Below are 23,840 nucleotides of genomic sequence, written 5' to 3'. Positions count from 1 at the left end.
TGTTCGACGCGTGGTAACCGGAGGGCGGACTGGGTCTGCAAGCCTTGACCGACGTTGCGGCATCGGAGTCGTCGCACACCGGAAGGGGCCGGCCATGACCGAACACCTGCGCGCTTACAACAGCCTTTGGCAGGTTCGCAACGATTCGTGGTGCCGGTTGGAGGAGGCCGCCGATCGGTTGACGCGCCCCGGCACGGCGGGCGCGCTGAAAGATCGCTGTCTGGCCGTGTGTCGCGAGTTGCTGGATCGCTTGAGCACGGTCGAGCCGTACTGGGCGTATCCCGGCTCTCCGCAATTCGCGCTCGTGCAAAGGCTTTTCACAACCGGGAGCTATGAGAAATTCTCTCAGGCGGTCGCCCGGATCAACCGCGCGCTCACCACGGAGTCGTATCGTTCCGGGGACGTCGACAACGCCGGCGCCGATGAACTGGACATGTTCCCGGCCGACCCGCGCCAGCTCGAACATCAAGTGCCGACGCCTGCCGACCGCCCCTACTTCGAAGTGCTCGTCGTCGAGAAGATGACCGAGGCCCAGGAACGGGCGCTGCGCAACGAGGTTCGGAAATGGCGGCGCCCCGACGACGAATTCGTCTACGAGCTCGTGGTGGTCTCCAGTGGGGACGAGGCGCTGATCGCGGCGCGGTTGAACGTCAACTTGCAGGCCGTGGTGATTCGGCGGCGCTTTTCCCATCAATCGACCCGGGACCTGTCCACCCTCTCGGAGTTCGTCGACACCGCCGTGACCACCGAACTCGCCGATCACCAGTCGCCGGAAGAGCGGGCGCAGATTCTGGCCGTCTCGCTGGCGGAGCTGCGACCCGAACTCGACCTGTACCTCATGACTGAAATCGACGTCGAGGACATCGCCGGCCGCCTGGGCCAGTACTTCCGCAGGGTGTTCCACGCCCGGGAGGGCATGCTCGAGTTGCACCTGTCGATTCTGCAGGGGGTGGCGGCGCGCTACCGCACCCCGTTCTTCAGCGCGCTGAAGCAATACAGTCACCGGCCCACGGGCGTCTTTCACGCCCTGCCGATCTCGCAGGGCAAGTCGATCGTCAACTCGCACTGGATCAAGGACATGGTGGGCTTCTACGGCCTGGACGTGTTCATGGCCGAGACGTCGGCGACGTGTGGCGGTCTCGACTCGCTGCTCGAGCCCACCGGGCCGCTGCGGGAGGCACAGCAGCTCGCGGCGCAGGCCTACGGGTCGCGTCACACCTACTTCGTCACCAACGGGACCTCCACGGCCAACAAGATCGTCACCCAGGCATTGGTCGCCCCGGGCGACATCGTCCTGCTCGACCGCAACTGCCACCAATCGCACCACTACGGGATGATGCTCGCCGGCGCGAACGTCGTTTACCTCGAGGCCTATCCGCTCAACGAATACTCGATGTACGGCGCGGTACCGTTACGGGAGATCAAGTCGAAGTTGTTGGCGCTCAAGCGCGCCGGCAAGCTCGACAAGGTCAAGATGATGTCGCTGACGAACTGCACCTTCGACGGCATCGTCTACGACGTCGAGCGTGTAATGGAGGAATGCCTCGCCATCAAGCCCGACCTCGTTTTTCTCTGGGACGAGGCGTGGTTCGCCTTCGCCCGGTTCCACCCGGTGTATCGCACGCGCACGGCGATGGCGTCGGCGCGGGCGTTGCGGGCGCGCCTGCAGGATCCCGGCTACCGAGCCCGATACGAGGAGTTCCTGGCCGTCGAAGCCGCCGAGACACCCAGCGACGACGCGCTTTTGGAGCGCCGCCTGCTCCCGGACCCGGCGCGGGCCCGGGTGCGGGTGTATGCCACCCAGTCGACGCACAAGACGTTGACGGCGCTGCGGCAGGGTTCGATGATCCATGTCTTCGACCAGGACTTCGACCAGAAGGTGGCCGAGCCGTTCCACGAGGCCTACATGGCGCACACGTCCACCTCGCCCAACTACCAGATCCTCGCCTCGCTAGACCTGGGCCGCAGGCAGGTGGCGCTGGAGGGCGTCGAACTGGTGCAGCGGCAGATCGAGAATGCGATGCAGCTGCGCGACGCCATCGACAACCACCCCTTGCTCAGCAGGTACATGCGCTGCCTTCGGACGTCCGACCTGATTCCGGAGGGCTTTCGCCCGTCAGCCATCGCGCAGCCGCTGCGCTCCGGGCTGCGGAACATGATGGCCGCCTGGGAGCAGGACGAATTCGTGCTCGATCCGTCACGGATCACGCTGTACATCGGGCCCACGGGCTACGACGGGGACACGTTCAAGCGCAAGCAACTGATGGACCGCTACGGGATTCAGATCAACAAGACGTCGCGCAACAGCGTGCTGTTCATGACCAACATCGGTACCACCCGCAGCTCGGTCGCGTTCCTGGTAGAGGTGCTCGTCAACATCGCCCGCGAGCTCGACCAGAGCGTCTCCGAGATGAGCTTGGGCGAGCGGGAACACTTCGAGCGGGCGGTGTACCGGCTTACCGAAATGTCACTGCCACTACCGGATTTCAGCGGATTCCACCCCGCATTCCTGGATCACAGCGGAAGCGAACCGACACCGGAGGGCGATGTCCGTCGAGGGTTTTACCTGTCCTACGACGACACCAATTGCGAGTACCTCAGCGGTGAGCTGATCGAGCAGCGGCTCGACGCCGGGGTCGGCGTCGTGTCGGCGACCTACGTGACCCCCTATCCCCCGGGATTTCCGGTGCTGGTGCCCGGCCAGGTGTTCAGCCGCGAGATCCTGCAGTTCATGCGTGACCTCGACACCCCCGAAATACATGGCTACCAACCGGACTTCGGCTACCGGGTCTACACCGAAAAGGCCATCGAGATGGTGTGCGAATCGGCCGGATTGGCTCGCGGTCACCATCGTTCCGCCGAGCAGGGCGCCGCACCGACACCTCCCAAAGCGCAGAGGAAGAAGCCGGTCAAGCGCGAGGGGGCCAACGGTAACGGCACCGTTCCCGAGGTCGGTCAGGACGAGTTGCTCGGCCAGCAGCTCCCCGGTGACGCGGTCGATGCGGCGCCGTCGTAAGGCGCTAGCCGTCTGCCGGTGAGCGATGCAGGGCGTGTGAGGACGCCACCAACGCGGTCAACGTGACGGCAAACCAGGCGAACAGGATGCCGAACGGCAACAACCGCTGCTCGTGGGGAAAGTATGCCGCCGCGTGAACGGCAGAGACGCTGGCGCCGCTCGGTAGGGCATGGTTGAGGAACGCAAACGGCTGGGGAAGAAGCGAGACCGAGACGGCCCCACCCGACGAGGTGTTCCCGAGCAGAATGAACACGCCCCACGTCGGGATGATCGCCCAGCGGTGGATCAGCACCAGCATCGTCGAGTTGAATTGCGCCGCAATCGCGATCTGCAGCGAAACCAGCAGCCACAGTTCGAGGAACGGTGCGTGCAGCGCACCCAGGAGTGGTTCGGACACGAAGGCGAGGGAAGCGCCGCGTGCTATCGACGGAAGCGGGTCTGATCATGGCGCTCGGGCGGGGCACCGCGGTGATGCGGCGAGGCCAGGGCGTATCGACGGCCGTCGACGGATTACTCGGTTACCCGGGCGCCCGTCACCGAAACATCGGCGACATCGGTGCCGCCGCGCGCAGCCGTCGGGCGATGGCTGCCTCGCCGGAGTCGTACCGCCCGGCTCGCCGCCGCGGCCAACGCGAGCGCCGCCATGGTCAGCAGGATCACCGCCGACACCGTCCTCGACCCCAACAGCGTCAGGAGCAGCGGCAGCCCGAAGCCGACATAGGTGACCACGTAGAACGACCCGACCAAAGCGCCGCGCAGGCGCGCGGGTGCGGCGATCTGCAGGTCGATCAGGCCCTCTCGCAAGCACAGGCCGGAAGCGCAGCCCAGGATCAGCAGCAGCGGCAGCCCGATTGCCGACGACATGGTCGGCGGTGCCACCACCGCGCCCACGTAGCCGATTGCGGCCAGCACCGCGCCCGCGGTCCCGGCCTGCGGACCCCAGTTGCCGATCCGCGCCACCACTTGGATCACGCCGCTGATGCCATTGACGACCAACGTGGCGATGCCCGCGGCCATCGGGGCGGCAAGCGCGGTGTGTATGCGGGCCGGGATCGTGACGAATCCGAGTGTCGCCGAGGCGAACACCCATGGCGCCAGCGGCATCGCCCAGCCCAGCGCCCACGTCGTCCCCTGTCGCGCGGATATCGAGCCGGCCGCGGCGGGCGGGGTTGCCGGGACGGGGGCGCCCCATCGCACCGCCGCGGCCATGGCGGCCATCGCCAGCACGAGGACGGCGGCGGCGATCGCGAACGACACGCGGATTCCCGGCTGTCCGGCCCCGCCGGCCACGCCGCCTGCAAGGGGACCGACGGCGAAACCCCCGATCAGCACGGCGCCCGCGGTCGCCACGCCGGGCGGCCCCTTGAGGTCGGAGGCCCACGCCGTGCCCGAACTCATCGCCAGGCCGACACCCATCCCGACGACCAGGCGCCCGCCCAGCAGGACTTCGGGTTGCTGCGACAGCAGCATCGCCGTGGTTCCGATGAGCGCGCTCACCGATCCGGCCAGCGCGACGGACCGGCGCCCGACGGCGTCCGACGCCCGCCCGCCCACCAGCAGCCCGGGGAGCAGTCCCAGCGCGTACACGCCGAAGGTCGCGTCGAGCGCGGCGGTGCTCAGGTGCTCGTGATCGCTGATCAACGGCATCAACGCGACGAAGTGGTTGGCCGCCCAACCCATTGCGAACAGCAGGGCCAGCACGCTGAGGAAGAGGGCGTTCGTCGCGCCCGTAGCGTGCCGCCCAGTCGCCGCCGTCGGCCGCGACGACGGACGACGCTGCAGGCCGACCGATCCGCTCGACCTCATCACCGGCATCCCCCTTGTCGTCACGGCCGACCCGTAAAACGCGGCACCACCCGGCAAGGTATTCCCACTGGCGGCGGTTTCGCGCAGCCGAATGCCGCGGATCACATGCGCCGGCTGCACGAGCAAAGGAACTCCGCGCGCGCCGCAAACACCGCGCACCCCGGTTGGCCCCCGGTTCGGAGTTTGAGGACCGAGTGATTTTGTGTACACATAGCCACCACCAGCCCATACTCCCCTCCAGGAAAGGCAGATGATGAAGAAGACTTCACTGGCCGCCGCTCTCGCCGTCCTTGCTTTGAGCGCGTGTTCGCCCTCGCAGGTCATCAACACCGGCGGCGACACGAAGTGCAAGGACTTCACCACACAGGACGAGAAGAAGCAGAACGACGAAGTGAGCAAGATGCTCAAGGACAAGAGCGGCACCGACCCCACGAACATCGAGATCTCGGCGACTCGGCTGTCCGCCACCACCTACTGCCAGACGGTCGGCAAACCGGACAGCAAGATTTCCGAGGCCCCGCACGGCTGACGGCCGATCCACGCCGCCGTGCGGCTGAACGGTTAGCGCCGCGGCGGTTTGAATCACCGCCAGTCCAACTCTGGCGACGCGCGTCCCCGGTACCTAATCTGCCCGGGTGATGTCGACCGATCCCGCGCCGGCACGCGTGACGCTGTCCGGGGTCGACCGCTCGTTCGGGAGCCACTCGGTGCTCGGCAAGGTCGACTTGGAAATCGAGCCCGGCGAGGTGGTCGCCCTGCTTGGCCCTTCGGGCAGCGGCAAATCGACGCTCCTGCGGCTCCTCGCCGGCCTCGACCGCCCCTCCAAGGGTCGCGTCGACATCGACGGCCGGCCCGTCCGCGGCGTAGACCCCCGCTGCGCTGTGGTCTTTCAGGAGCCTCGCCTGCTCCCGTGGCGATCGTTGGCGGCCAACGTCGCGTTCGGGCTGCCGCGGGGAACAGATCGACGGACGGGCGCTGCGGCCGTGCGGCATTGGCTCGACGTCGTCGGGCTGCGGGAATTCGGTCGGCACTATCCCCGCCACGTGTCTGGCGGCATGGCCCAGCGGGCGGGACTTGCCCGCGCCCTTGCGCGGCGGCCCCGGGTCCTGCTGCTCGACGAGCCGCTCGCGGCTCTCGACGCGCTGACGAGGCTGAGAATGCAGGATCTGCTCCGCGCGGTGCAGGAGGAGGCCGGGACGACGACGGTCCTGGTGACCCACGACGTCGACGAGGCGATCGTCCTGGCCGACCGAGTCCTGGTGTTGCGTGCGGGCGCCGCCGGCATCGCCGCGACGTTCGACGTCGCGATCCCCAAACCCCGCGACCGCGGCGACCCACGCGTTGGCGCCCTGCGGGCGCGATTGCTGGACGAGCTCGGGGTGCCGCAGCGCGGCGGCACCGCCCCGTCCGTCTCCCTCGAACAGGAGTCGAGAACGTGCTGAAAACTCGTATGAACGCGGCACTTTGGTGCGTCGCCACCGCCGTGGTGGCTGCCGACGCCGGCTGCGGCCCGGGCCCCGGAAACAACTCGGCGAGGGATCTCCGGGTGGATTATGCCTACTACAACCCGTTGAGTCTGGTGGTGCGCGACCAGCACCTGCTGGAGAATCACGGCTACAACGTCACCTGGGTTCTGTCCGCGGGCAGCAATAAGGCCAACGAGGGCCTGCGCTCCAACGGGCTCGACTTCGGATCCACGGCCGGCTCTGCGGCTTTGGTGGCGCGAGCCAACGGCACGCCGATCAAGATCGTCGACGTGTACAGCAAGCCGGAATGGACCGCCCTCGTGGTCGGCAAGAACTCGACCATCAACTCGGTGGCCGACCTGCGGGGCAAGAAGGTCGCGGTCACCAAGGGCACCGACCCGTACTTCTTTCTCCTGCAATCGCTTGCCACGGCCGGACTTTCGGTCGCGGACGTCGAGATTGTCAACCTGCAGCACGCCGACGGGAAGACCGCCCTGGAGCGGGGCGACGTCGACGCCTGGTCCGGGCTGGACCCCTTCCTGGCGCAGACCGTTCAGCAAGCGGGTTCCCGACTGCTGTACCGCAACCCGGATTTCAATTCCTACGGCGTGCTGAACGTCCGCGAGAACTTCAGCACCGCCCATCCAGACGCCGTTCAGACGGTGGTCAACAGCTACGAGGAGGCCCGGAAGTGGGCGAAGGCGCACCCGGACGAGCTGGCGGCGTTGCTGGCCTCGCAGGCGAAGGTCGCACCGAGCGTGGCCCAGGAGGAGCTGCGGCGAACGGCGCTGGACATCGACCCGGCGCCGGGCGATCCTCAACGCGCGGTCCTGACCAGCATCCTGCCGATCGCCGTTTCGGACGCCGACATCAAATCCGACGACGCCGGCCGGGCGGCGCTGGGGACGATCATCGAACCGAAGTACGCGCAGCAGGCTCGCTGAGCGCTTCGGCTTGGGCGCGGCGGGCGCTTGCAGCACTGGTCGTACCCCTACTGGTGCTGGCGGCTTGGCAGTTCGCTACCGCCAGGGGCATGTTCTCCGCGAGCCAGCTGCCGCCCCCGCGAGATGTGGTGACCGCGCTGGGCGAATTGCTCCGCCATGGCCAGTTGTGGATGCACCTCGGGGCGAGCCTGTCCCGGATGTTCGTCGGTTACCTGGTGGGCACGCTCGCGGCGCTTACCCTCGGCTCGCTGGTCGGGCTGTCGGTCGTCGTGCGCCGATTGCTGGCACCGACCGTGGCGGCGATCCGCACCGTCCCCTCGCTGGCGTGGGTTCCGTTGCTGCTGTTGTGGTTCGGCATCGACGAGACGCCGAAGGTGATGCTGGTGGCGATCGGCGCGTTCTTTCCGATCTACACCACGACGGCGTCGGCGCTGGCGCATGTCGACACGCAGTTGCTCGAGGTGGGCCGCGCCTACGGGCGGCACGGCGCCTCGTTGTTGGCGACGGTGATGCTGCCCGCCGCCGCCCCGGAGCTGGTGAACGGCCTCAGGCTGGGCCTGGCGAACGCGTGGCTCTTCCTCGTCGCGGCGGAGCTGATCGCCTCGTCAAAGGGGCTGGGATTCCTGTTGATCGACAGCCAGAACACCGGACGCACCGATGTGATGTTGCTGGCGATCGTGCTGCTGGCCGCGCTGGGGAAGTTCAGCGACTCCGCCCTGGGCGTCGTCGAGCGGCGGATGATGCGGCGACGGCTCTAGCGGTCGCCCCACTATTGCGATATCGGCACCGCGTCGTCCGTCGTACTGTGACGCCGCCCCACGTGGGCTTCGGCGCGCATCCGTTCCACCATGTGTGGATAGTGGAGCTCGAAAGCTGGCCGTTCCGAACGGATCCGGGGCAACTCGGTGAAGTTGTGGCGCGGCGGCGGGCAGCTGGTCGCCCACTCTAGCGAGTTGCCGTGTCCCCATGGGTCGTCCACCAACACCGGTTCGCCGTAGCGCCAGCTCTTGAACACGTTCCAGACGAACGGCAGCACCGAGGCGCCCAGGATGAATGCCCCAATCGTGGACACCAAGTTCAGGTCCTGGAAGCCGTCGGTGGGCAGGTAGTCGGCGTAGCGGCGCGGCATCCCCGAGTTACCCAACCAGTGCTGCACCAGGAACGTGGTGTGGAAACCGATGAACGTCAACCAGAAGTGCAGCTTGCCCAGTCGCTCGTCGAGCAGCCGGCCCGTCATCTTCGGGAACCAGAAGTAAATGCCCGCGTAGGTGGCAAACACGATGGTGCCGAACAACGTGTAGTGGAAATGGGCCACCACGAAGTAGGTGTCGGTGACGTGGAAGTCCAGCGGCGGGCTGGCCAGCAGCACACCCGTCAGGCCACCCAGGACGAAGGTGATCATGAACCCAAGCGAGAACAGCATCGGAGCCTGAAAGGTCAGCTGCCCCTTCCACATCGTCCCGATCCAGTTGAAGAACTTGATGCCGGTCGGCACGGCGATCAGGAACGTCATGAACGAAAAAAACGGCAGCAGCACGGCGCCGGTGGCGTACATGTGGTGGGCCCACACCGCAACCGAGAGCGCGGCGATGGATAGCGTCGCGTACACCAGGGTGGAGTAGCCGAAGATCGGTTTGCGGGAGAACACCGGGATGATCTCGGACACGATGCCGAAGAACGGCAGCGCGATGACGTACACCTCGGGATGCCCGAAGAACCAGAACAAATGCTGGAACAGGATCACTCCGCCGTTGGCGGGGTCGTAGATGTGTGCGCCGAGACGGCGGTCGGCGGCCAGCCCGAACAGGGCGGCGGTGAGCAGGGGAAAGACAACGAGCACAAGGACGCTGGTGACCAGAATGTTCCAGGTGAAGATCGGCATGCGGAACATCGTCATGCCCGGGGCGCGCAGGCACACCACGGTGGTGATCATGTTGACCGCGCCCAGGATGGTGCCCAGACCACCGACGCCCACACCCAGGATCCATAGATCACCGCCGGCGCCGGGACTGTGGGCCGCGTCCGAGAGCGGCGTGTAGGCCGTCCACCCGAAGTCGGCCGCACCCCCGGGAACGATGAAACCGCCCAGCGCGATCAACGCACCGAAGACGAACAGCCAGAACGACAACGCGTTCAGCCGGGGGAATGCCACGTCCGGCGCGCCGATCTGCAGGGGCAGCACCAGGTTGGCGAACCCGAACACGATCGGGGTGGCATAGAACAGGAGCATGGCCGTGCCGTGCATGGTGAACAGCTGGTTGTACTGCTCGTTGGACAGGAACTGCAGTCCCGGAGCCGCCAGCTCGAGCCGCAGCAGCAACGCCATCAGGCCGCCGATGAAAAAGAAGGTGAAGCACGCGACCATGTACATCATGCCGATCATCTTGTGATCGGTGGTGCTGATGATCTTGTAGATCAGGCTGCCCTTGGGCCCCAGTCGGGCCGGGAACGGCCGACGGGCCTGCAGAGCAACGGCGGGCGGGGCTTCCGCGGTCATAAACTACCTCCAAAGGACCCGGCTGGCGGGTCGGCAACGGCCAAGCGGCCCAAGTATTCCGAGCCCGGACCGCCTCGACCTAGGGCCAAACGTCCCTAATATCCCGCGGTTACCTCACGTCCACTGGGGCAGCAACGCCTTACCTATCGACGCACCCGCACCCCGACCGGCGTGGCTTATCGTGTGGTGGTGCGGCGGCTCGGCAGGCTCCTCGTCGTCCTGGTGATGACGTCGGCCGCGCTCGGCGTGGCGGTGCCGCATACCGCGTGGCCGGCCGCGCCGGTCGTGGTCGGCGCCGCACCGCTCGGTTGCCTTGAAACCGCTCTCGCCGACTACGGCAACACCGGCGCCGGTTGGACGGGCGGGGATTCCACCTGGTCAGCGCCGCTACCCGACGACCGGGAGCTGTTCGCCTTCTCCGACACCTTCCTAGGCCCGATCACGCCGCCCAGCCGCCCGGTCGACGCCGCGTTCGTCCACAATTCGCTCGTCGTCCGCGACGCGTCGGGACGCTGGTCCACTCTGACCGGTGGGACACGCGACCGCCCGGGGGCGCTGGTCGCACCCGCCGACCCCACGCACTGGTTCTGGTTGGGCGCAGCGACGTATTCCGCTGACGCGCTGCAGGTTCCGCTCACCGAATGGAGGACCACGGGTCCAGGGCCGCTGGACTTCGCTTTCGTGGGCTCGTCGCTGGCCCGATTCGACGACCACGAGCTGCGGGCGCCGCCCGCCGTCTACCAACTTCCGCGGTCACGCGAAATTCAGTGGGGCCAGTGGGTGCAACCCGACGGCGGGTGGACCTATGTCTACGGTGTCGAGTCCGCCGGGGCCCACAAGTACCTGCACGTCGCCCGCGTCGCGGGCGACGATCTGCGCCAGCGGTTTTCGTACTGGACCGGTCGGGCGTGGTCGTCGTTGGAATCCAACTCGGTGCGGGTCACCGACCGCATCTCGGCCGAGCTGTCGGTCCATCGGGTGCGCGACGGCGCCTACCTGCTCACCACGATGCTGGGCGGCGAGTTGTTCAGCGATCAGCTGGTCGGCCGTTTCGGGCCGTCGCCGACCGGGCCTTTCGGGCCGGCGATCGCACTGTATCGGACACCCGAGGGCGGCAGCGCCGGGCTGTATCGTGACGCGGACGTTTACACCTACAACGCCCACGTCCACCCCGAATACTCGACGTCGACCCGCCTGGTGATCTCCTACGACGTCAACAGCCTCGACACGTCCCCGGGCGGGGACGTCTACCGCCGGGCGAGCATCTATCGGCCCAGGTTCGTGGTGGTGACGTTGCGGTGGGATCGCGGCGGGGCTCCCGCCGAAGCCGACGGACGCCCGCCGCGGCGTGCCTGCGCGTAGCGCCCGCTCCGAATCCGGGGCGAATCGGTGACTTTCGGCCCCTTCATCGGCCGATCCCCGGAATGGAACATCGACCGGAAACCGCCAATCGAGCCGGAGGAGCCGGGATGGGCATCAGGATCATGGACGAGGCCGCACGGGTTCTGGCCAGCCCAGCGGCCTATACCGATGAGGAGGGCTTGCATCAAGCCCTCGCCCACCTGCGGGCTCACGCCCCGGTGTCGTGGGTCGATGTCGAGGGGTACAAGCCGTTCTGGGCGATAACCAAGCACGCCGACGTGATGGACATCGAGCGGCAGAACGACCTCTTCACCAACGACCCGCGGCCGTTGCTCATGATCTCCGACCTGGAAGAGAAGCTGCGCGCCGACATGCAAGCGGGAATCGGACTGCGCACGTTGATCCACATGGACGACCCGCACCACCGTGACATGCGCAAGATCGGCGCGGACTGGTTTCGTCCGTCGGCCCTGCGAGCCCTGAAGGTCCGGTGTGACGAGCTGGCGAAGATCTACGTCGACAAGATGGCGGAGATGGGCCCGCAGCTGGACTTCGTCCAGGAGGTCGCGGTCAACTACCCGCTCTATGTGATCCTGTCGCTGCTGGGGCTGCCCGAGTCCGACTTCCCGCGGATGCTCAAGCTCACCCAGGAGATGTTCGGCGGCGACGACACGGAATTCCAGCGCGGCGGCTCCGCCGAGGACATGCTCGCGGTCCTGTTGGATTTCTTCAACTACTTCGCGGCGCTCAGCGCGTCGCGCCGGGAGCGGCCGACCGATGATCTGGCCTCGGCGATCGCCAACGCCACGATCAACGGCGAGCCGTTGTCGGACATGGACACCGCGTCCTATTACGTGATCGTGGCGAGCGCCGGTCACGACACCACCAGCGCCGCGATCGCCGGTGGCCTGCGAGCCCTGCTGGAGAATCCCGGCGAGCTGACGCGGCTGCGGGCGGACCCGGGCCTGATGGGTACCGCCGTCGAGGAGATGATCCGCTGGGTCGTGCCGGTCAAGGAGTTCATGCGTACCGCCCAGGCCGACACCGTGGTCCGCGGCGTGCCCATCGCCAAGGGCGAATCCGTGCTGCTGTCCTACGTTTCGGCCAATCGTGACGAGGATGTGTTCGCCGATCCCTTCCGCTTCGATGTCGGTCGAGACCCCAACAAGCACCTGTCCTTCGGCTACGGGGTGCACTTCTGTCTTGGCGCGTCGCTGGCCCGCATGGAGATGACCAGCTTCTTCTCCGAGCTGATCCCGCGGATCGACGCCATCGAGCTCGCGGGTCGGCCGGAATCGATCGCAACGACCTTCGTCGGCGGGGTGAAGCACCTGCCGATTCGCTACTCGCTGAGGTGATCAGGGGCGGAGCGCCCGGTCCGCGGATAACCCGTTAGAGCCGGAGGTCTAGAAGTTGAACCCGGCGTAGGGCGCGTCGGGAACCGCGAACAGGCGATCGGCCGCCACCAGCGCCGCCGGCTCGTTCGTGCGGATCAGCCCAGCGAGGTGCAGCCCGCGCCACGTCGCACCACCCAGCAGCACCGCGGCCAGCCCCTCAGCCCCGACCGTGAGCTGCGGGCGCCGGTCGGTGGCGAGGGCGCCGTCGGCGGTGATGGTGAACGCCGCCGAATTGCTCGGCAAGAGCGGATCGTCGACCGCGACGGTGACCTCGCCGTCGCCGGCGTAACGGCGGGCCGTCAGGGCCTGACGCGCGTCGATCACCCGCAGCCACGTCTCGTCGTGCACCGTCGTCACCCGCGCTGCCCGCCGGTCGGACAACAGCCACGGGAGCGGATCATCGAGCGGCAGCCGCGAAAATATAACGCGATCAACGAGATCCAGACCGAGTAAGAAGCGCAGCAGGCCCACGTAGGCCTCCGCGGTCGGGGCGAAGAAGTCCTCGACGGCGATGGCGCGCTGCTCGCTGACAAACCACGACTCGGTGTCCATGGGCCGAAAGCGGGCGAAGCCCGACTCGGAACCGGCGTCGCCGTGCACCACGACGTACGCGGGTCCAGAGGATAATTCGGCCCGCAGCCGCGCGCCATTCCACCACACCTGCGGGCGGTCGATCGTCCCGGGCCGGGATGGACGATTGCCGGAATAGATCCGCGGCAGCAGATCCCACGCATCCGCCGCGTCCAGGAGCCGCACCGGACCGCCGTCGCCCACGCCGGGCCGTAACGCCGCCCGGGCCGTCTGGACCTCCACGGTCTGGGAAGAGCTCGCGACGCCGTAGCCGTATCGCCCGTATATCGTCGCCTCCGACGCCCGCAGGGTCGCCACCACCTCGCCGCGCGCGGCGATGTCGCGCAGCTGATGGTCGATCAGCTGCGTCGCGATCCCCCTGCGGGTGAACGTCGGCAGGACCCCAATGCGGGTGACCGCCGCGTGGCCCACGACCGTCCCGCCGGGCAGCGTCAAGCCGCTCGTCATGGCGTCCGCGGTGCCGACGAGCCGCCCTCCGTCGAACGCCCCGACGGTCCGGCCCGGTTCCAGCAGCGCGGTGATCCCGCCGGGCGGCAGGTTCGGCAGCCGCGGGGAGCCGATCATGGCGGCACAAAACACGTTGGCTGCGGCGAGCAATTCGTCCTCGCCGTCGAGCACCCGGATCGCGAAGGTCATGCCCCCATCATGTCGGGTGCGGCCGGCGGGTCAGCGGATGGGCAGCCCCGTCAGCGCGCGGGAGATCACCAGCCGCTGGATTTCGCTGGTGCCCTCGAAGATGGTGAAGATCTTCGCGTCGCGGTGCATCCGCTCGACGGGGTAGTCGCGGGTGTAGCCGTTGCCACCGAGGATCTGGATGGCCTCGTCGGTGACGTAGACGGCGGTCTCGCTTGCCATGAGCTTGGCCATCGATCCCTCCGCCGCCTCGAAGTTCACGTTGTTGCGCGCCATCCAGCCGGCGCGCCAGACCAGCAGCCGGGCCGCGTCGATGCGGCTCTTCATGTCCGCCAGCTTGAACGCGACGGCCTGGAACTCGCCGATCTTGCGGCCGAATTGCTCGCGCTGGCAGGCGTATTCGAGGGCGTACTCGTAGGCGGCCCTGGCCACCCCGACGGCCATCGCGCCGACGGTGGGCCGGGTGCGTTCGAACGTCTTCATCGCGGCCTGCCCGCCGGCGGAGGCGCCGGACTTGACCCGGGCGATCCGCGCCTCGAATTTCTCCCGGCCGCCGAGGATCGCGTCCGCGGGAAGACGGACGTTGTCCAGCACCACTTCCGCGGTGTGGGAGGCGCGGATGCCGTGCTTCTTGAATTTCTGGCCCTGGCTGAATCCCGGTGTCTCGGGCGGGATGACGAAGCTGGCCTGGCCGCGGGTACCGAGTTCGGGGTACACGGATGCGACGACGATGTGGACGTTGGCGATGCCACCGTTGGTCGCCCAGGTTTTCGTGCCGTCGATGACCCATTCCTTCGATGCCTCGTCGTAACGGGCGCGGGTGCGGATGCCGCCGACGTCAGAACCCGCGTCGGGCTCCGACGAACAAAACGCGCCGAGCTTGGGATCCCCTGGCGTGCCGAACATTTCGGGAAGCCACCGGCCCAGCTGCTCGGGGGTTCCGTTGCCGGCCAGGGCCGCCGCGGCCAGCCCGGTGCCCATGATGGACAGCGCGATCCCGGCGTCACCCCAGAACATCTCCTCGAACGCGGTCAGCATGCCCAGCCCCGTCGGCTCGGCCGCCTGCTGCGCGAAGAAGTCGGGCGAGTAGAGCCCCACCTTCGCGGCCTCCTGAATCACGGGCCACGGGGTCTCTTCCCGTTCGTCCCACTCGGCTGCGGCGGGGCGGATGACCTCGGCCGCGAACTGGTGCACCCAGTCGCGGACCTCGACCACGTCGTCGCTGAGTTGCATGGAAAAGGTCACGTTTGCTCCTGAATCACTTTGGTGTTTGAGGTCTGGTATTGCATCAGGACGCTCACGGTCTGACTGACCCATGCCTCGAAGTAGCGGTCTTCGGCGATGTTGCCGGGCTGGCGGCCGGTGAGGGCCTGGAGCGTTGCGGCGTAGGCCAGCGAGCCGATCGCGACGGCCGCGGCCGCCTCCGGGTCCGGGATCTGCGTGCGGCCCGAACGATTGGACGCGGCCAGCTCGTCGGCGAACCGCTGGTAGGCGTTGTCCGTGATGACCTGCCATGTCTTTTCGTCGAGGTCGCCCAGCTCGTCCGGTTCGCGGAGCATGACCCTGAGCAGATCCTCGCTCTGCTTGAAGTTGCTCCAGATCAGCCGGCCGGCCGTGCGCACCGCTTGCTCGACGCCGCTCGGTGCGCCGGCGTCGTACTCCTCCCGGGCGGCCACGATGCTCTCGATCCGGTGCGCGACGGCGGCCTCCAGCAGCTCGCGCTTGGAGCCGAAATGCTTGTAAAGCGCGCCCGATCCCGGGGCGAGACCGGACGCCCGCTGGATGTCGGCGACCGACGTCGCCGCATAGCCCTTGTCGGCGAAGAGTTTCAGCGCTTCGGCGAGCAGTCGATCGCGGCCCGAGGTGAGCACGGTGAGAGAGTACTCACTCACCGCGCCGGGCGGCAACTCGGCGCCGCGGGGGCCCGGTGGTTGCGAGCGTCTGGCTGGGGATCCTGGCCTGAGCCACCACCGCAGGCTCGATGCGCCCGGGCTGAGGATCGCCGATGACCAGGGAGTACCTAGCCACCGGCTATGATCTTGGGCGTCGGCCTGACATTCGAGCACGGTAAATGGAGTCCAATATTCGCCCCTTCCGGCATGTGCAGCTGCCGATGCGGGTGCTGTCACTGCGCACCATCGTCATCGTCGGCGCGCTCGCGGTTATGACGCTCGTAGTGCTCCTGGGAACCTGGGTCTGGGTCGGCGTGACCAACGACCAATACAGCCAGCTCGACCGCCGCCTCGACTCCGTTACCAGCCTCGGCGATATCAACACGCTGATCAACAACCCGCAGCTCACCAACGCCGACCGGCCGATGCCCGACGGAAACCTGGTCCGCACCGCCCGCATCGGGGACGTGACGGTGTCGGTGCCCGGCAACATCGTCCTGCCCAAGCTCCCCAACGGCTACGCGAACACGACGATCCACGGCGTGCAGTACCGTGTCCGTACCTTCACCGCGGGCGCCGCGTCGATCGCCCTCGCCGCACCCCTGGCCGAGGCCCAACACCGGATCAACGAGTTACATCTGCGGGTGTTGCTGATCTGCGGCAGCGTCATCGGCGGCACGGTCATCGTCGGTTGGGTGATCTCGCTGATCATGGTGAACCCGTTCCTGCTGCTGGCGCAGCAGGCGCGCGCCATCAATGCTCAGTCCAGTCCGGACGAGGTTCAGGTCCGCGGTGTGCGGGAGGCCGTCGAGATCGCCGAGGCGGTGGAGGGCATGCTGGCGCGCATCGGCAACGAGCAGCAGCGCACCAGGGCGGCGCTCGAATCGGCGCGCGATTTCGCAGCCGTCGCATCCCACGAGTTGCGGACGCCGCTGACTGCCATGCGGACCAACCTGGAGGTGCTCTCCACCCTGGAGTTGGCGCCCGAGCAGCGCCACGAGGTAATCGGCGACGTCATTCGCACCCAGAGCCGCATCGAGGCGACGCTGACGGCGCTCGAACGGCTCGCGCAGGGGGAACTCACGACGGTCGACGACTTCGTTCCGTTCGACATCACCGAGTTGCTGGATCGCGCCGCGCACGACGCGCTTCGCATCTACCCCGGCGTGCGTGTTTCGCTGGTGCCCTCGCCGACGGTGCTGATGGTGGGACTGCCCACGGGCCTGCGGCTGGTGATCGACAATGCCATCGCGAACGCCGTCAAGCACGGCGGCGCCACCGAAATCCAGCTCTGTGTGGCAAGTTCGGGCGAGGGTGTCGAAATCGCGATCGACGACGACGGCTCGGGGGTTCCGGAAGCGGAACGCGCCGCGGTCTTTGCGCGGTTCTCCCGCGGGTCCACGGCGTCGCGCTCGGGCTCCGGTTTGGGACTCGCGCTGGTCGCTCAGCAGGCCGAATTGCACGGGGGCACAGCGGCGTTGCATACCAGCCCGTTGGGCGGTACCCGACTTCTGCTGAGCCTGGCCGGCGACGGGCGCGGGCCGGCGTAACGGCCAGCCCGCGTTCCGAAGACGGGAGGCCCCGTAAAGCCTTGGACGGCTGGAGGTTAACCGCTTGCCGAGGTCGCGGTGGGTCAATTCGCAACGCAGCGGAAACATTTGGATTCGATATGGCGTCGGCTCCACGGGTTGACCCGCGGTTGACGTCCCGCCTACCTTCGAGCACAGCAGGTGTTGCCGGTCGAACAGCGTCGTCAGTGGGCGAACACGCACAGGCGCACCGCGGGGCGGGAGCCCGCCCAACACGAGGGAGGGGCGATGCTGCGCATCGACGAATCGGGCGGTCAGGCCCCCGCGGGCTCGCCGGTGTCGCGAATCGGCAACGTGTATGCCATCATTCGGCACGACCTGCCATCGTCACTGGTGGTGTTTCTCGTCGCACTGCCCCTGTCGCTCGGCATTGCGATCGCCTCGGACGCGCCCGTGCTGGCGGGCCTGATCGCCGCGATCGTCGGCGGCGTCGTCGCCGGCTGCATCGGTGGATCACCGCTGCAGGTCAGCGGGCCCGCGGCCGGACTGACCGTCGTGGTCGCCGATCTGGTGGACGAGTTCGGCTGGGGCGTAACATGTTTGATCACGATGATCGCGGGCGCGGTGCAGGTTGTGTTGGGGCTCAGCCGCGTTGCGCGAGCGGCGCTTGCGATCTCACCCGTCGTGGTCCATGCCATGCTGGCCGGCATCGGCCTCACCATTGCGTTGCAGCAGACGCACGTGCTCCTGGGCGGCAAGTCTAAAAGCTCCGCGTGGGACAACGCCGTCGGGCTGCCGGGCCAGATCGTCGGCGCCCACCGCCCGGGTGTCGTGCTGGGGGTGGCGGTGATCGCGATCTTGATCGCCTGGCGCTGGGCGCCGGCCCCGTTCGCTCGCATTCCGGGTCCGCTCGTGGCGATCGTGACCGTGACGGCGGCATCGGTGGTCTTCCCGTTCGACGTGTCGCGGATCGACCTCGAGGGATCGGTGATCGACGCCATCGCGCTGCCGAAGCTGCCCGAGGGCGGTTGGGGAGCCGTCGCGCTAGGTGTCCTCACGGTGGCGCTGATCACCAGCGTGCAAAGCCTGCTGACCGCCGTGTCGATCGACAGGATGCACAGCGGGGCGCGCACCGACTTCGATCGCGAGCTGATCGGGCAGGGCGCGGCGAACATGGCGTCGGGCGCGCTGGGCGGGCTTCCCATCAGTGGCGTCATCGTGCGCAGCGCGGCGAACGTCAACGCGGGCGCAAGGACCCGCGCCTCGACGATCATGCATGGGGTGTGGATTCTGCTCTTCACCATTCCGTTCGCGGGACTCGTCCAGCGGATTCCCACCGCCGCCCTGGCGGGATTGCTGATCGTGGTCGGGATGCAGCTGCTGAAGCCCGCCCATATCGAGACCGCACTGCGCAACGGCGACATCGCGGTCTATGTCGTGACCGCCGTCAGCGTCGTGTTTCTCAATCTGCTGCACGGCGTGATGATCGGGCTCGCGCTCGCCGTCGCAATGACGGGATGGCGCGTGGTCCGGGCCACGGTGGAGGCCAACTCGATTGGGGGCGAATGGCACGTCACCGTCGAGGGTGCGTGCACGTTCCTCGCCCTGCCTCGCCTGACCCGCGTCCTGGCGTCCGTCCCGGAGCGTTGCGTCGTCACCGTCGAGCTGTTGGTCACCTACCTCGACCACGCGGCGCGTCAGGCGATCGGTGATTGGGAGCGCCAATACCGTGCCACCGGCGGGACCGTCCGCATCGTGCCCGGTCCCCAGGACAATCCGTCGGGGGCTGACCGGCCCCAGTTGATGTTGGTCGACGCCGTACCGGCTACGGAGTCGCGCTGAGCCCGGTCACATGGGGCTGGCCTGCTGAGCAAGGTTCAGCAAGACGTAGGCGATGCAGAGCAGGAAATTCAGCACGACCAGGACCAGGCCGGCGAACATGAGTGAACGGGTACCGCGGCGCTTGAGGCGCTTGTACTTCGCGCGGCGGGCGTCGCGGTTCAGTTCCATGGCGATCAGCGCGAAATTGACATCGGTCACCTCGGTGTCGGCGACCGGTGCCCCCGCCAACATCGCCCGGAGCCGCTCGGGAGCGGTTCGCACGCCCACTCGCTCGAAGCAGTTGCACAGCCGCCGCGCCCTCCGCGGGCCCAGGGCCGAATATCGCATCCGAAGTTGATGCGAGAGTTGCCGCCGTTGGTCGCCCCAGGGGTTTGACGGGGTCGTCACAAGCGGGATTCTAATTCGCTTCAACCGGATTTCGGGAGTCCCCGGCGGAATCCCCCGATGTCCTTTCGGGCGCGGCGCCCCGGGTCATTCGCTGTGAAGCGGGCGGGTTCAGGTAGCGCTCGAGGTTGCGGTGGGTGTTGATCACGCGCCGCTCCTCGCCGGAGAGCACCAAGTGGGTGAAGCCCGGCTGGTGCATGCCACGCTGCAGTCCCGCCAGAATGCGAATGTCCTGGGTGAGCACCAAGCCGGGTTCGGCTTCGTCGGCGGCGGTGCGGACGTCCGTCGGCTTGTTCCGCGTAGCCCCCGGGGGCATCCGAACCATCAGGAACATGACTAGCTCACCGCGATCCGGGTCCGGACCCGGCCGGGAGCACATGATCGTCAGGTGGTCGGCGCTGGTCAGCAACGTCAGGTTCGGGAACACGTTGTACTGGTGCAGTCGGGTCATCCGATCGGTGTCTGCCCAGTCGAGGCTCACGCCGCGGGCCGCCGCGAATGCCCGCGTGCGGGCGGCGATCAGGTCGGCGACCGTCTGGCCGGGTCGGCGCTCGCCGGCGGGGAAGGGCGTGCCCGCAGCCGCACCCATCAGCGCACCCTGGGTCTCGACATAGGCGTCCCAGACATCCTCGTCGGTGAGCGTGCCGGCCAACCGCGGGCTCGGCGCCCCGTAGGGCTGGTCGGATTTGCCGGTGTGGCCCCAGATCCGCTGCGGGGCGTGCACGTCGTCGACGCAGCGCAGCAGCTCGGGATGCAGCGTCTGGATGTGGTAGGTCTCGCTGTAGCCGTCGGCGATCGTCTTCCAGTTGGCGTCGACCTCGATGGTGAGCGTCGCGTAGCAGCGGAAGTCGACCAGGCGGCACCAGGCGATGTCGTCGGGCACGGCTTCCAGGTACTCGGCCAGCGGCATCGCCGCGACGTCCAGGTTGACGAAGACGAGGCCCTCCCAGGTGTCCACCCGGGCGGGCACCAGCGGAAAGTCGGACAGCCGCAACGCGCCGAACCCCTTCCGGCCGGGCACCCGGACCAGCGTGCCGGCCAGGTCCCAGGTCCACCCGTGGTAGCCGCACTTGATCTCGCGCAACCCCGAACCCGAACCCACACACAATGCGTTGCCACGATGGCGGCAGGCGTTCTGAAAGGCGCGCAACGCGCCGTCGTCGCCGCGGACGATCAGGACGGCGTAAGGGCCGCAACGATATTCGAAGAAGTCTCCGGGTTGGGCGACGTGGTCGGACATGCAGGCGAGCTGCCATACCCGCGGCCACATTCGCTCGATCTCGAGCGCGGCGAACGCCGGGGAGTAGTAGCGTTCGGCCGGCACCAGCGTCGGGCTTTCCGGCGGGATGCCGATCGCATCCTCGTCGCGGGTGCGGGCCGGGTCGCCGGTGGGCACGTGCGGCGGATCCTCAGCGCGCCCCACGCACCAGCCGGCCGGGCCGCGCCCCGGTGTCGACGTCATTGCGCCGCGTGACCGTCCCGCTGACGACCGTCGCCTTGTAACCGCTTGCGCCCTGCAGGATCCGGTTGCCGCCGGCGGGTAGGTCGTAGGCCATCGCCGCCGGGTGCAGCCGGATCGAGTTCATGTCGATGACGTTGATGTCGGCCTTCTTGCCGGGCTCGATGGTGCCGCGATCGGTCAGGCCGAACAGGTGGGCGGTGTCCCTGGACTGCTTGCGGATCACGTATTCCAGCGGAAGCTTCTCGCCGCGGCGGCGGTCCCGGGCCCAGTGGGTCAGCAGAAAGGTGGGGTACGAGGCGTCACAGATCATCCCGCAGTGGGCGCCGCCGTCCGAGAGCCCCAGCACGCCCGCGGGGTGCATGAGCATCTCGCGGATCGCGTCGCAGTTGCCGTCGGCGTAGTTGTAGAGCGGCAGCATCAGCATGGCTCTCGCGTCCGACTCGAGCATCAGGTCGTAGAGGGTGGCGAGCGGATCCTCGCCGCGCGCCTCGGCGATCGCGGCGACCGTGCGGTCGGGCGTCGGCTCGTAGTCGGGGTGATCGCCGAGCGCGTAGAGGCGGTGCAGGGAGTGCTGCACCAGGGCAAACATCCCGTCGAACAGCAGGGTGGGATCGACGGGCAGGTCGGCCTCGGACAGGATTGCGGCCTTCACCGCCGGCTCCGCGAGGCGGCGCGCGAGCTCGTCGCGGCCGCATTCGGTTTTGAGCTTGCGGTAGGTGGGCCGATGGCTGAAGCCGTGATGGCCTTGGAACCCGATCATCATGCCGAAGGGGCGGGCCGCGATCTGCGGGTGCAGTCGGCTGCCCGCCCGGTGTGCGGCGGCGGAGAGGTCCAACTGCTCGCGCCAGAGGTTGGGGTCGGCATCGACCTGGATGAGGGCGAAGGAGACCGGCCGGTCGATTTCACCGGCCAGCCGCCGCATCCATTCCAACTCCTTCTTGGGCGCGACGATGTCCTCGCCCGCGACCCCTTGCGGCGCGAGCTCGAAGACGGCCTGACCGCCGGCCGCCATCGCGCGGCCGAGGCCGAACAGTTCGTCCTCGGCGGCGTAGGTCCCGGGCACGGGTTCGCCGTCCATGGCCCGGTGCCCCAGGGTGCGCGAGGTCGAGAACCCGAGCGCGCCCGCCTCGATCGCCTCCCGGACGAGCCGGCCCATCGCCGCGATGTCGTCGGGCGTCGCCGGCTCGTTGCGGGCGCCGCGTTCCCCCATCGCGTAGGCGCGCACGGGGCCGTGCGCGACCTGGCTGCCTACGTCGACGGCGAAGCGCCGCTTGGCGATCGCGTCGAGGTACTCGGGGTAGGTCTCCCAGCCCCACGTGATGCCCTCGGTGAGCGCGGTGCCGGGAATGTCCTCGACGCCCTCCATCAGCTTGATCAGCCAATCCTCCCGGCCGGGGCGGACGGGCGCGAAACCCACACCGCAGTTGCCGGTGACCACCGTCGTGACGCCGTGACCGCTGGACGGTTCGAGCAGGCTGTCCCAGCTCACCTGGCCGTCGTAGTGGGTGTGGATGTCGACGAAACCGGGGGCCACAACCTGGCCCGAAGCGTCGATCGTCTCGGCCGCCTCGGCGGCGGCCAGACCGACATCGGAGGCACCGCGGCGAATGACGTCGACGATCTTGCCGTCCTTGACACCGATGTCGGCGAGATAGCGCTCGGCGCCCGTCCCGTCCACGACGGTGCCGCCGGTGATCTTCAAGTCGTACATGGGACCTCTTCCTCGTTGACCAGGTCCACCGGGCGCCCCGCCGACGTGAGAAGAGCGGCGAATCGGGTGCCGACGATCATTACGCGACGCAAAGTAGCGTAACTGCAGACGATATGCCCGGCGCCGGACCGAGTCAATGACCGCCAGGACCGGGCCGCCGGCGCGGGCTTACCCCCGTCAGCCTTCGCGGCCGTGCCGCTTCAGCCCCGTCCAGGTGAGGGTGACGCGGGTTCCGTGCGGGGTGCGGTCGATGGTCAGTTCGTCGGCCAGGGCTTCCATCAACGGAATCCCCCGACCGCGAAACTCTTGCCGGCCGCCGGCCGGTTGCGGAACCTTGGTACGCCAGCGGCCGTGGTCGTTGACGGCCACGACGAGCGCGTCGGAACCGGCGTCGTAGGTCGCGTTAACATCCAGCGTCCCGGGCCGCGCGGCGCCGACGTAGGCGAACTCCGCGGCGTTGGCGATGGCTTCGTTCACCGCCAGCAATACGTCGTTGAACCGTTCGGCCCCGAGTGAGAAATGGCCACCGAGCCAGTGCGCGAACCCGGCCCGGGCCTGAGCGGCGTTGTGCGCATCGGCGGAAACGCGCGTGCGTACGAAGCGCGGTCGGTCGTCGGTGTCGGACATGTCGTGCGGCTGACTATCGGAGCATCCCATCGAATCCGGCTGCGTACCCACCACTCTTGACGCTCACCGATCGGCGAGATCGCTCATCGCTGCGTCGAGCGTGCTGTAGAGGGGGAGCACGCTGTCGATTCCCATGAGTTTGATGGGTCTGCTGGTGGCGGCCCCGTGCGCCACCACGGCGAACCGGGTGGGCGGCACAGCCTCCGCCTGCGCGGTGACCAGCACCGTCATTCCGGCCGAGGCGAGGAAGTCCACCTTCGACAGGTCGACGATCAATGCCGCGGGGCGGGCCGCCAGCGCGGTCTGTATCGCCTCGGACAGCTGCGGCGAGCTGAGCATGTCCACTTCACCCGAAACGGTGAGCACCACCGCTTCGTTTACTTGTTGCTTCCCCACTTGGAAGGGCGTCGGGCCAACCGATTCCCCGAATTGTTCGACCATGCTGTTCTCACATTCGTCCCCCGTGGGACACCGCTCGCTATCAAAGCTACCGCTGATCGAGGGCTGTTGATTCAACCCCGCGGAATCCACTTTTCCTGTGGAGCGAACGCGACCCCTGATTCCGCTCAGTGCTGCGCAGCCGCACGCGTTGAGTCGATTGTAGGGCACGCGGGTTGACGGGCTGGCGACGCTGCGTCGGTGCGCCTGACGGTGCATTCGTGACCGTCGCGGCAAACCCGC

20 protein-coding genes are annotated in these 23,840 nt (G+C 67.8%); 9 read left to right on the top strand and 11 right to left on the bottom strand.

What is annotated here, in order from left to right; translation table 11 throughout:
* Nucleotides 1-94 precede the first annotated feature (94 nt).
* A complete protein-coding gene (locus SKC42_RS17760; RefSeq protein WP_330965590.1) occupies nt 95-3,016 on the top strand; it encodes an aminotransferase class I/II-fold pyridoxal phosphate-dependent enzyme in 2,922 nt (973 codons plus the stop codon).
* A gap of 4 nt (nt 3,017-3,020) precedes the next feature.
* Here the strand turns inward: SKC42_RS17760 and SKC42_RS17755 are convergent, their stop codons facing one another.
* Together SKC42_RS17755 and SKC42_RS17750 are read right to left on the bottom strand one after the other, a co-directional pair.
* On the bottom strand, nt 3,021-3,413 hold the full coding sequence (locus SKC42_RS17755; protein WP_330965589.1) for a hypothetical protein: 393 nt from the start codon (nt 3,411-3,413) through the stop codon (nt 3,021-3,023).
* A gap of 113 nt (nt 3,414-3,526) precedes the next feature.
* A complete protein-coding gene (locus tag SKC42_RS17750) occupies nt 3,527-4,822 on the bottom strand; it encodes an MFS transporter (RefSeq protein WP_330965588.1) in 1,296 nt (431 codons plus the stop codon).
* Nucleotides 4,823-5,072: 250 nt separating this feature from the next.
* Here SKC42_RS17750 and SKC42_RS17745 point away from each other — a divergent pair, with 250 nt between their 5' ends.
* The 4 genes from SKC42_RS17745 to SKC42_RS17730 all read left to right on the top strand — a co-directional run bounded on the left by SKC42_RS17745 (nt 5,073) and on the right by SKC42_RS17730 (nt 7,990).
* The gene (locus SKC42_RS17745) at nt 5,073-5,351 is read left to right on the top strand and encodes a hypothetical protein (protein WP_330965587.1); all 279 of its coding nucleotides are present in this window, start codon (nt 5,073-5,075) and stop codon (nt 5,349-5,351) included.
* Nucleotides 5,352-5,487: 136 nt separating this feature from the next.
* Nucleotides 5,488-6,264, top strand: a complete 777-nt coding sequence (locus SKC42_RS17740; RefSeq protein WP_330965698.1) for an ABC transporter ATP-binding protein — start codon at nt 5,488-5,490, stop codon at nt 6,262-6,264.
* Nucleotides 6,265-6,272: 8 nt separating this feature from the next.
* On the top strand, nt 6,273-7,232 hold the full coding sequence (locus SKC42_RS17735; protein ID WP_330965697.1) for an aliphatic sulfonate ABC transporter substrate-binding protein: 960 nt from the start codon (nt 6,273-6,275) through the stop codon (nt 7,230-7,232).
* Between the two features lie 89 nt (nt 7,233-7,321).
* On the top strand, nt 7,322-7,990 hold the full coding sequence (locus tag SKC42_RS17730) for an ABC transporter permease (RefSeq protein WP_330965586.1): 669 nt from the start codon (nt 7,322-7,324) through the stop codon (nt 7,988-7,990).
* 11 nt (nt 7,991-8,001) lie between these two features.
* Here the strand turns inward: SKC42_RS17730 and ctaD are convergent, their stop codons facing one another.
* Entirely contained in the window at nt 8,002-9,729 is a 1,728-nt protein-coding gene (gene ctaD / locus SKC42_RS17725; protein ID WP_330965585.1) for an aa3-type cytochrome oxidase subunit I, read from the bottom strand.
* A gap of 171 nt (nt 9,730-9,900) precedes the next feature.
* Between ctaD and SKC42_RS17720 the strand changes: the two genes are divergently transcribed.
* A complete protein-coding gene (locus SKC42_RS17720; protein ID WP_330965584.1) occupies nt 9,901-11,091 on the top strand; it encodes a hypothetical protein in 1,191 nt (396 codons plus the stop codon).
* 107 nt (nt 11,092-11,198) lie between these two features.
* The gene (locus SKC42_RS17715) at nt 11,199-12,449 is read left to right on the top strand and encodes a cytochrome P450 (RefSeq protein WP_330965583.1); all 1,251 of its coding nucleotides are present in this window, start codon (nt 11,199-11,201) and stop codon (nt 12,447-12,449) included.
* A gap of 48 nt (nt 12,450-12,497) precedes the next feature.
* Here SKC42_RS17715 and SKC42_RS17710 read toward each other — a convergent pair whose 3' ends face one another.
* From SKC42_RS17710 to SKC42_RS17700, 3 genes are read right to left on the bottom strand one after another with little or no spacing between them, the layout of a single operon-like run.
* Nucleotides 12,498-13,715, bottom strand: a complete 1,218-nt coding sequence (locus SKC42_RS17710; protein WP_330965582.1) for a GNAT family N-acetyltransferase — start codon at nt 13,713-13,715, stop codon at nt 12,498-12,500.
* A 30-nt stretch (nt 13,716-13,745) separates the two neighbouring features.
* On the bottom strand, nt 13,746-14,957 hold the full coding sequence (locus SKC42_RS17705) for an acyl-CoA dehydrogenase family protein (protein ID WP_330965581.1): 1,212 nt from the start codon (nt 14,955-14,957) through the stop codon (nt 13,746-13,748).
* On the bottom strand, nt 14,954-15,583 hold the full coding sequence (locus SKC42_RS17700; protein WP_330965696.1) for a TetR/AcrR family transcriptional regulator: 630 nt from the start codon (nt 15,581-15,583) through the stop codon (nt 14,954-14,956). The genes SKC42_RS17705 and SKC42_RS17700 overlap by 4 nt, the downstream gene beginning before the upstream one ends.
* A gap of 242 nt (nt 15,584-15,825) precedes the next feature.
* Between SKC42_RS17700 and SKC42_RS17695 the strand changes: the two genes are divergently transcribed.
* Both SKC42_RS17695 and SKC42_RS17690 read left to right on the top strand, forming a co-directional pair.
* Complete coding sequence (locus SKC42_RS17695; protein WP_330965695.1) at nt 15,826-17,154, top strand: sensor histidine kinase; 1,329 nt, start codon at nt 15,826-15,828, stop codon at nt 17,152-17,154.
* A gap of 267 nt (nt 17,155-17,421) precedes the next feature.
* Entirely contained in the window at nt 17,422-18,975 is a 1,554-nt protein-coding gene (locus SKC42_RS17690; RefSeq protein ID WP_330965580.1) for a SulP family inorganic anion transporter, read from the top strand.
* A gap of 6 nt (nt 18,976-18,981) precedes the next feature.
* Here the strand turns inward: SKC42_RS17690 and SKC42_RS17685 are convergent, their stop codons facing one another.
* From SKC42_RS17685 to SKC42_RS17665, 5 genes are all read right to left on the bottom strand, one after another.
* Nucleotides 18,982-19,362: a hypothetical protein gene (locus tag SKC42_RS17685; RefSeq protein WP_330965579.1), complete on the bottom strand. Its 381-nt coding sequence runs from the start codon at nt 19,360-19,362 to the stop codon at nt 18,982-18,984.
* Nucleotides 19,363-19,372: 10 nt separating this feature from the next.
* Complete coding sequence (locus SKC42_RS17680; RefSeq protein ID WP_330965578.1) at nt 19,373-20,755, bottom strand: aromatic ring-hydroxylating oxygenase subunit alpha; 1,383 nt, start codon at nt 20,753-20,755, stop codon at nt 19,373-19,375.
* A gap of 13 nt (nt 20,756-20,768) precedes the next feature.
* Nucleotides 20,769-22,532: an N-acyl-D-amino-acid deacylase family protein gene (locus SKC42_RS17675; protein ID WP_330965577.1), complete on the bottom strand. Its 1,764-nt coding sequence runs from the start codon at nt 22,530-22,532 to the stop codon at nt 20,769-20,771.
* Nucleotides 22,533-22,709: 177 nt separating this feature from the next.
* Complete coding sequence (locus SKC42_RS17670) at nt 22,710-23,159, bottom strand: ATP-binding protein (protein WP_330965576.1); 450 nt, start codon at nt 23,157-23,159, stop codon at nt 22,710-22,712.
* A gap of 63 nt (nt 23,160-23,222) precedes the next feature.
* Nucleotides 23,223-23,600 carry an STAS domain-containing protein gene (locus tag SKC42_RS17665; protein WP_330965575.1) on the bottom strand — a complete coding sequence of 126 codons (378 nt, stop codon included), beginning with the start codon at nt 23,598-23,600 and terminating at the stop codon, nt 23,223-23,225.
* Between the last annotated feature and the right edge of the window lie 240 nt (nt 23,601-23,840).

The organism is Mycobacterium sp. 050134 (assembly GCF_036409085.1).
Classification (GTDB): Bacteria; Actinomycetota; Actinomycetes; order Mycobacteriales; family Mycobacteriaceae; genus Mycobacterium.
The sequence above is the reverse complement of the archived record's forward strand: the minus strand, read 5'-3'. Positions and strand labels throughout refer to the sequence as shown.

Excerpts from the sequence above, each read along its gene's own strand:
- SKC42_RS17665 (WP_330965575.1), bottom strand. The coding sequence starts at position 23,600 with ATGGTCGAACAATTCGGGGAATCGGTTGGCCCGACGCCCTTCCAAGTG.
- SKC42_RS17760 (WP_330965590.1), top strand. The coding sequence starts at position 95 with ATGACCGAACACCTGCGCGCTTACAACAGCCTTTGGCAGGTTCGCAAC.
- SKC42_RS17715 (WP_330965583.1), top strand. The coding sequence starts at position 11,199 with ATGGGCATCAGGATCATGGACGAGGCCGCACGGGTTCTGGCCAGCCCA.
- SKC42_RS17695 (WP_330965695.1), top strand. The coding sequence starts at position 15,826 with ATGCGGGTGCTGTCACTGCGCACCATCGTCATCGTCGGCGCGCTCGCG.
- SKC42_RS17710 (WP_330965582.1), bottom strand. The coding sequence starts at position 13,715 with ATGACCTTCGCGATCCGGGTGCTCGACGGCGAGGACGAATTGCTCGCC.
- SKC42_RS17735 (WP_330965697.1), top strand. The coding sequence starts at position 6,273 with ATGAACGCGGCACTTTGGTGCGTCGCCACCGCCGTGGTGGCTGCCGAC.
- SKC42_RS17745 (WP_330965587.1), top strand. The coding sequence starts at position 5,073 with ATGATGAAGAAGACTTCACTGGCCGCCGCTCTCGCCGTCCTTGCTTTG.
- SKC42_RS17690 (WP_330965580.1), top strand. The coding sequence starts at position 17,422 with ATGCTGCGCATCGACGAATCGGGCGGTCAGGCCCCCGCGGGCTCGCCG.
- SKC42_RS17675 (WP_330965577.1), bottom strand. The coding sequence starts at position 22,532 with ATGTACGACTTGAAGATCACCGGCGGCACCGTCGTGGACGGGACGGGC.
- SKC42_RS17670 (WP_330965576.1), bottom strand. The coding sequence starts at position 23,159 with ATGTCCGACACCGACGACCGACCGCGCTTCGTACGCACGCGCGTTTCC.
- SKC42_RS17750 (WP_330965588.1), bottom strand. The coding sequence starts at position 4,822 with ATGAGGTCGAGCGGATCGGTCGGCCTGCAGCGTCGTCCGTCGTCGCGG.
- ctaD (WP_330965585.1), bottom strand. The coding sequence starts at position 9,729 with ATGACCGCGGAAGCCCCGCCCGCCGTTGCTCTGCAGGCCCGTCGGCCG.
- SKC42_RS17730 (WP_330965586.1), top strand. The coding sequence starts at position 7,322 with ATGTTCTCCGCGAGCCAGCTGCCGCCCCCGCGAGATGTGGTGACCGCG.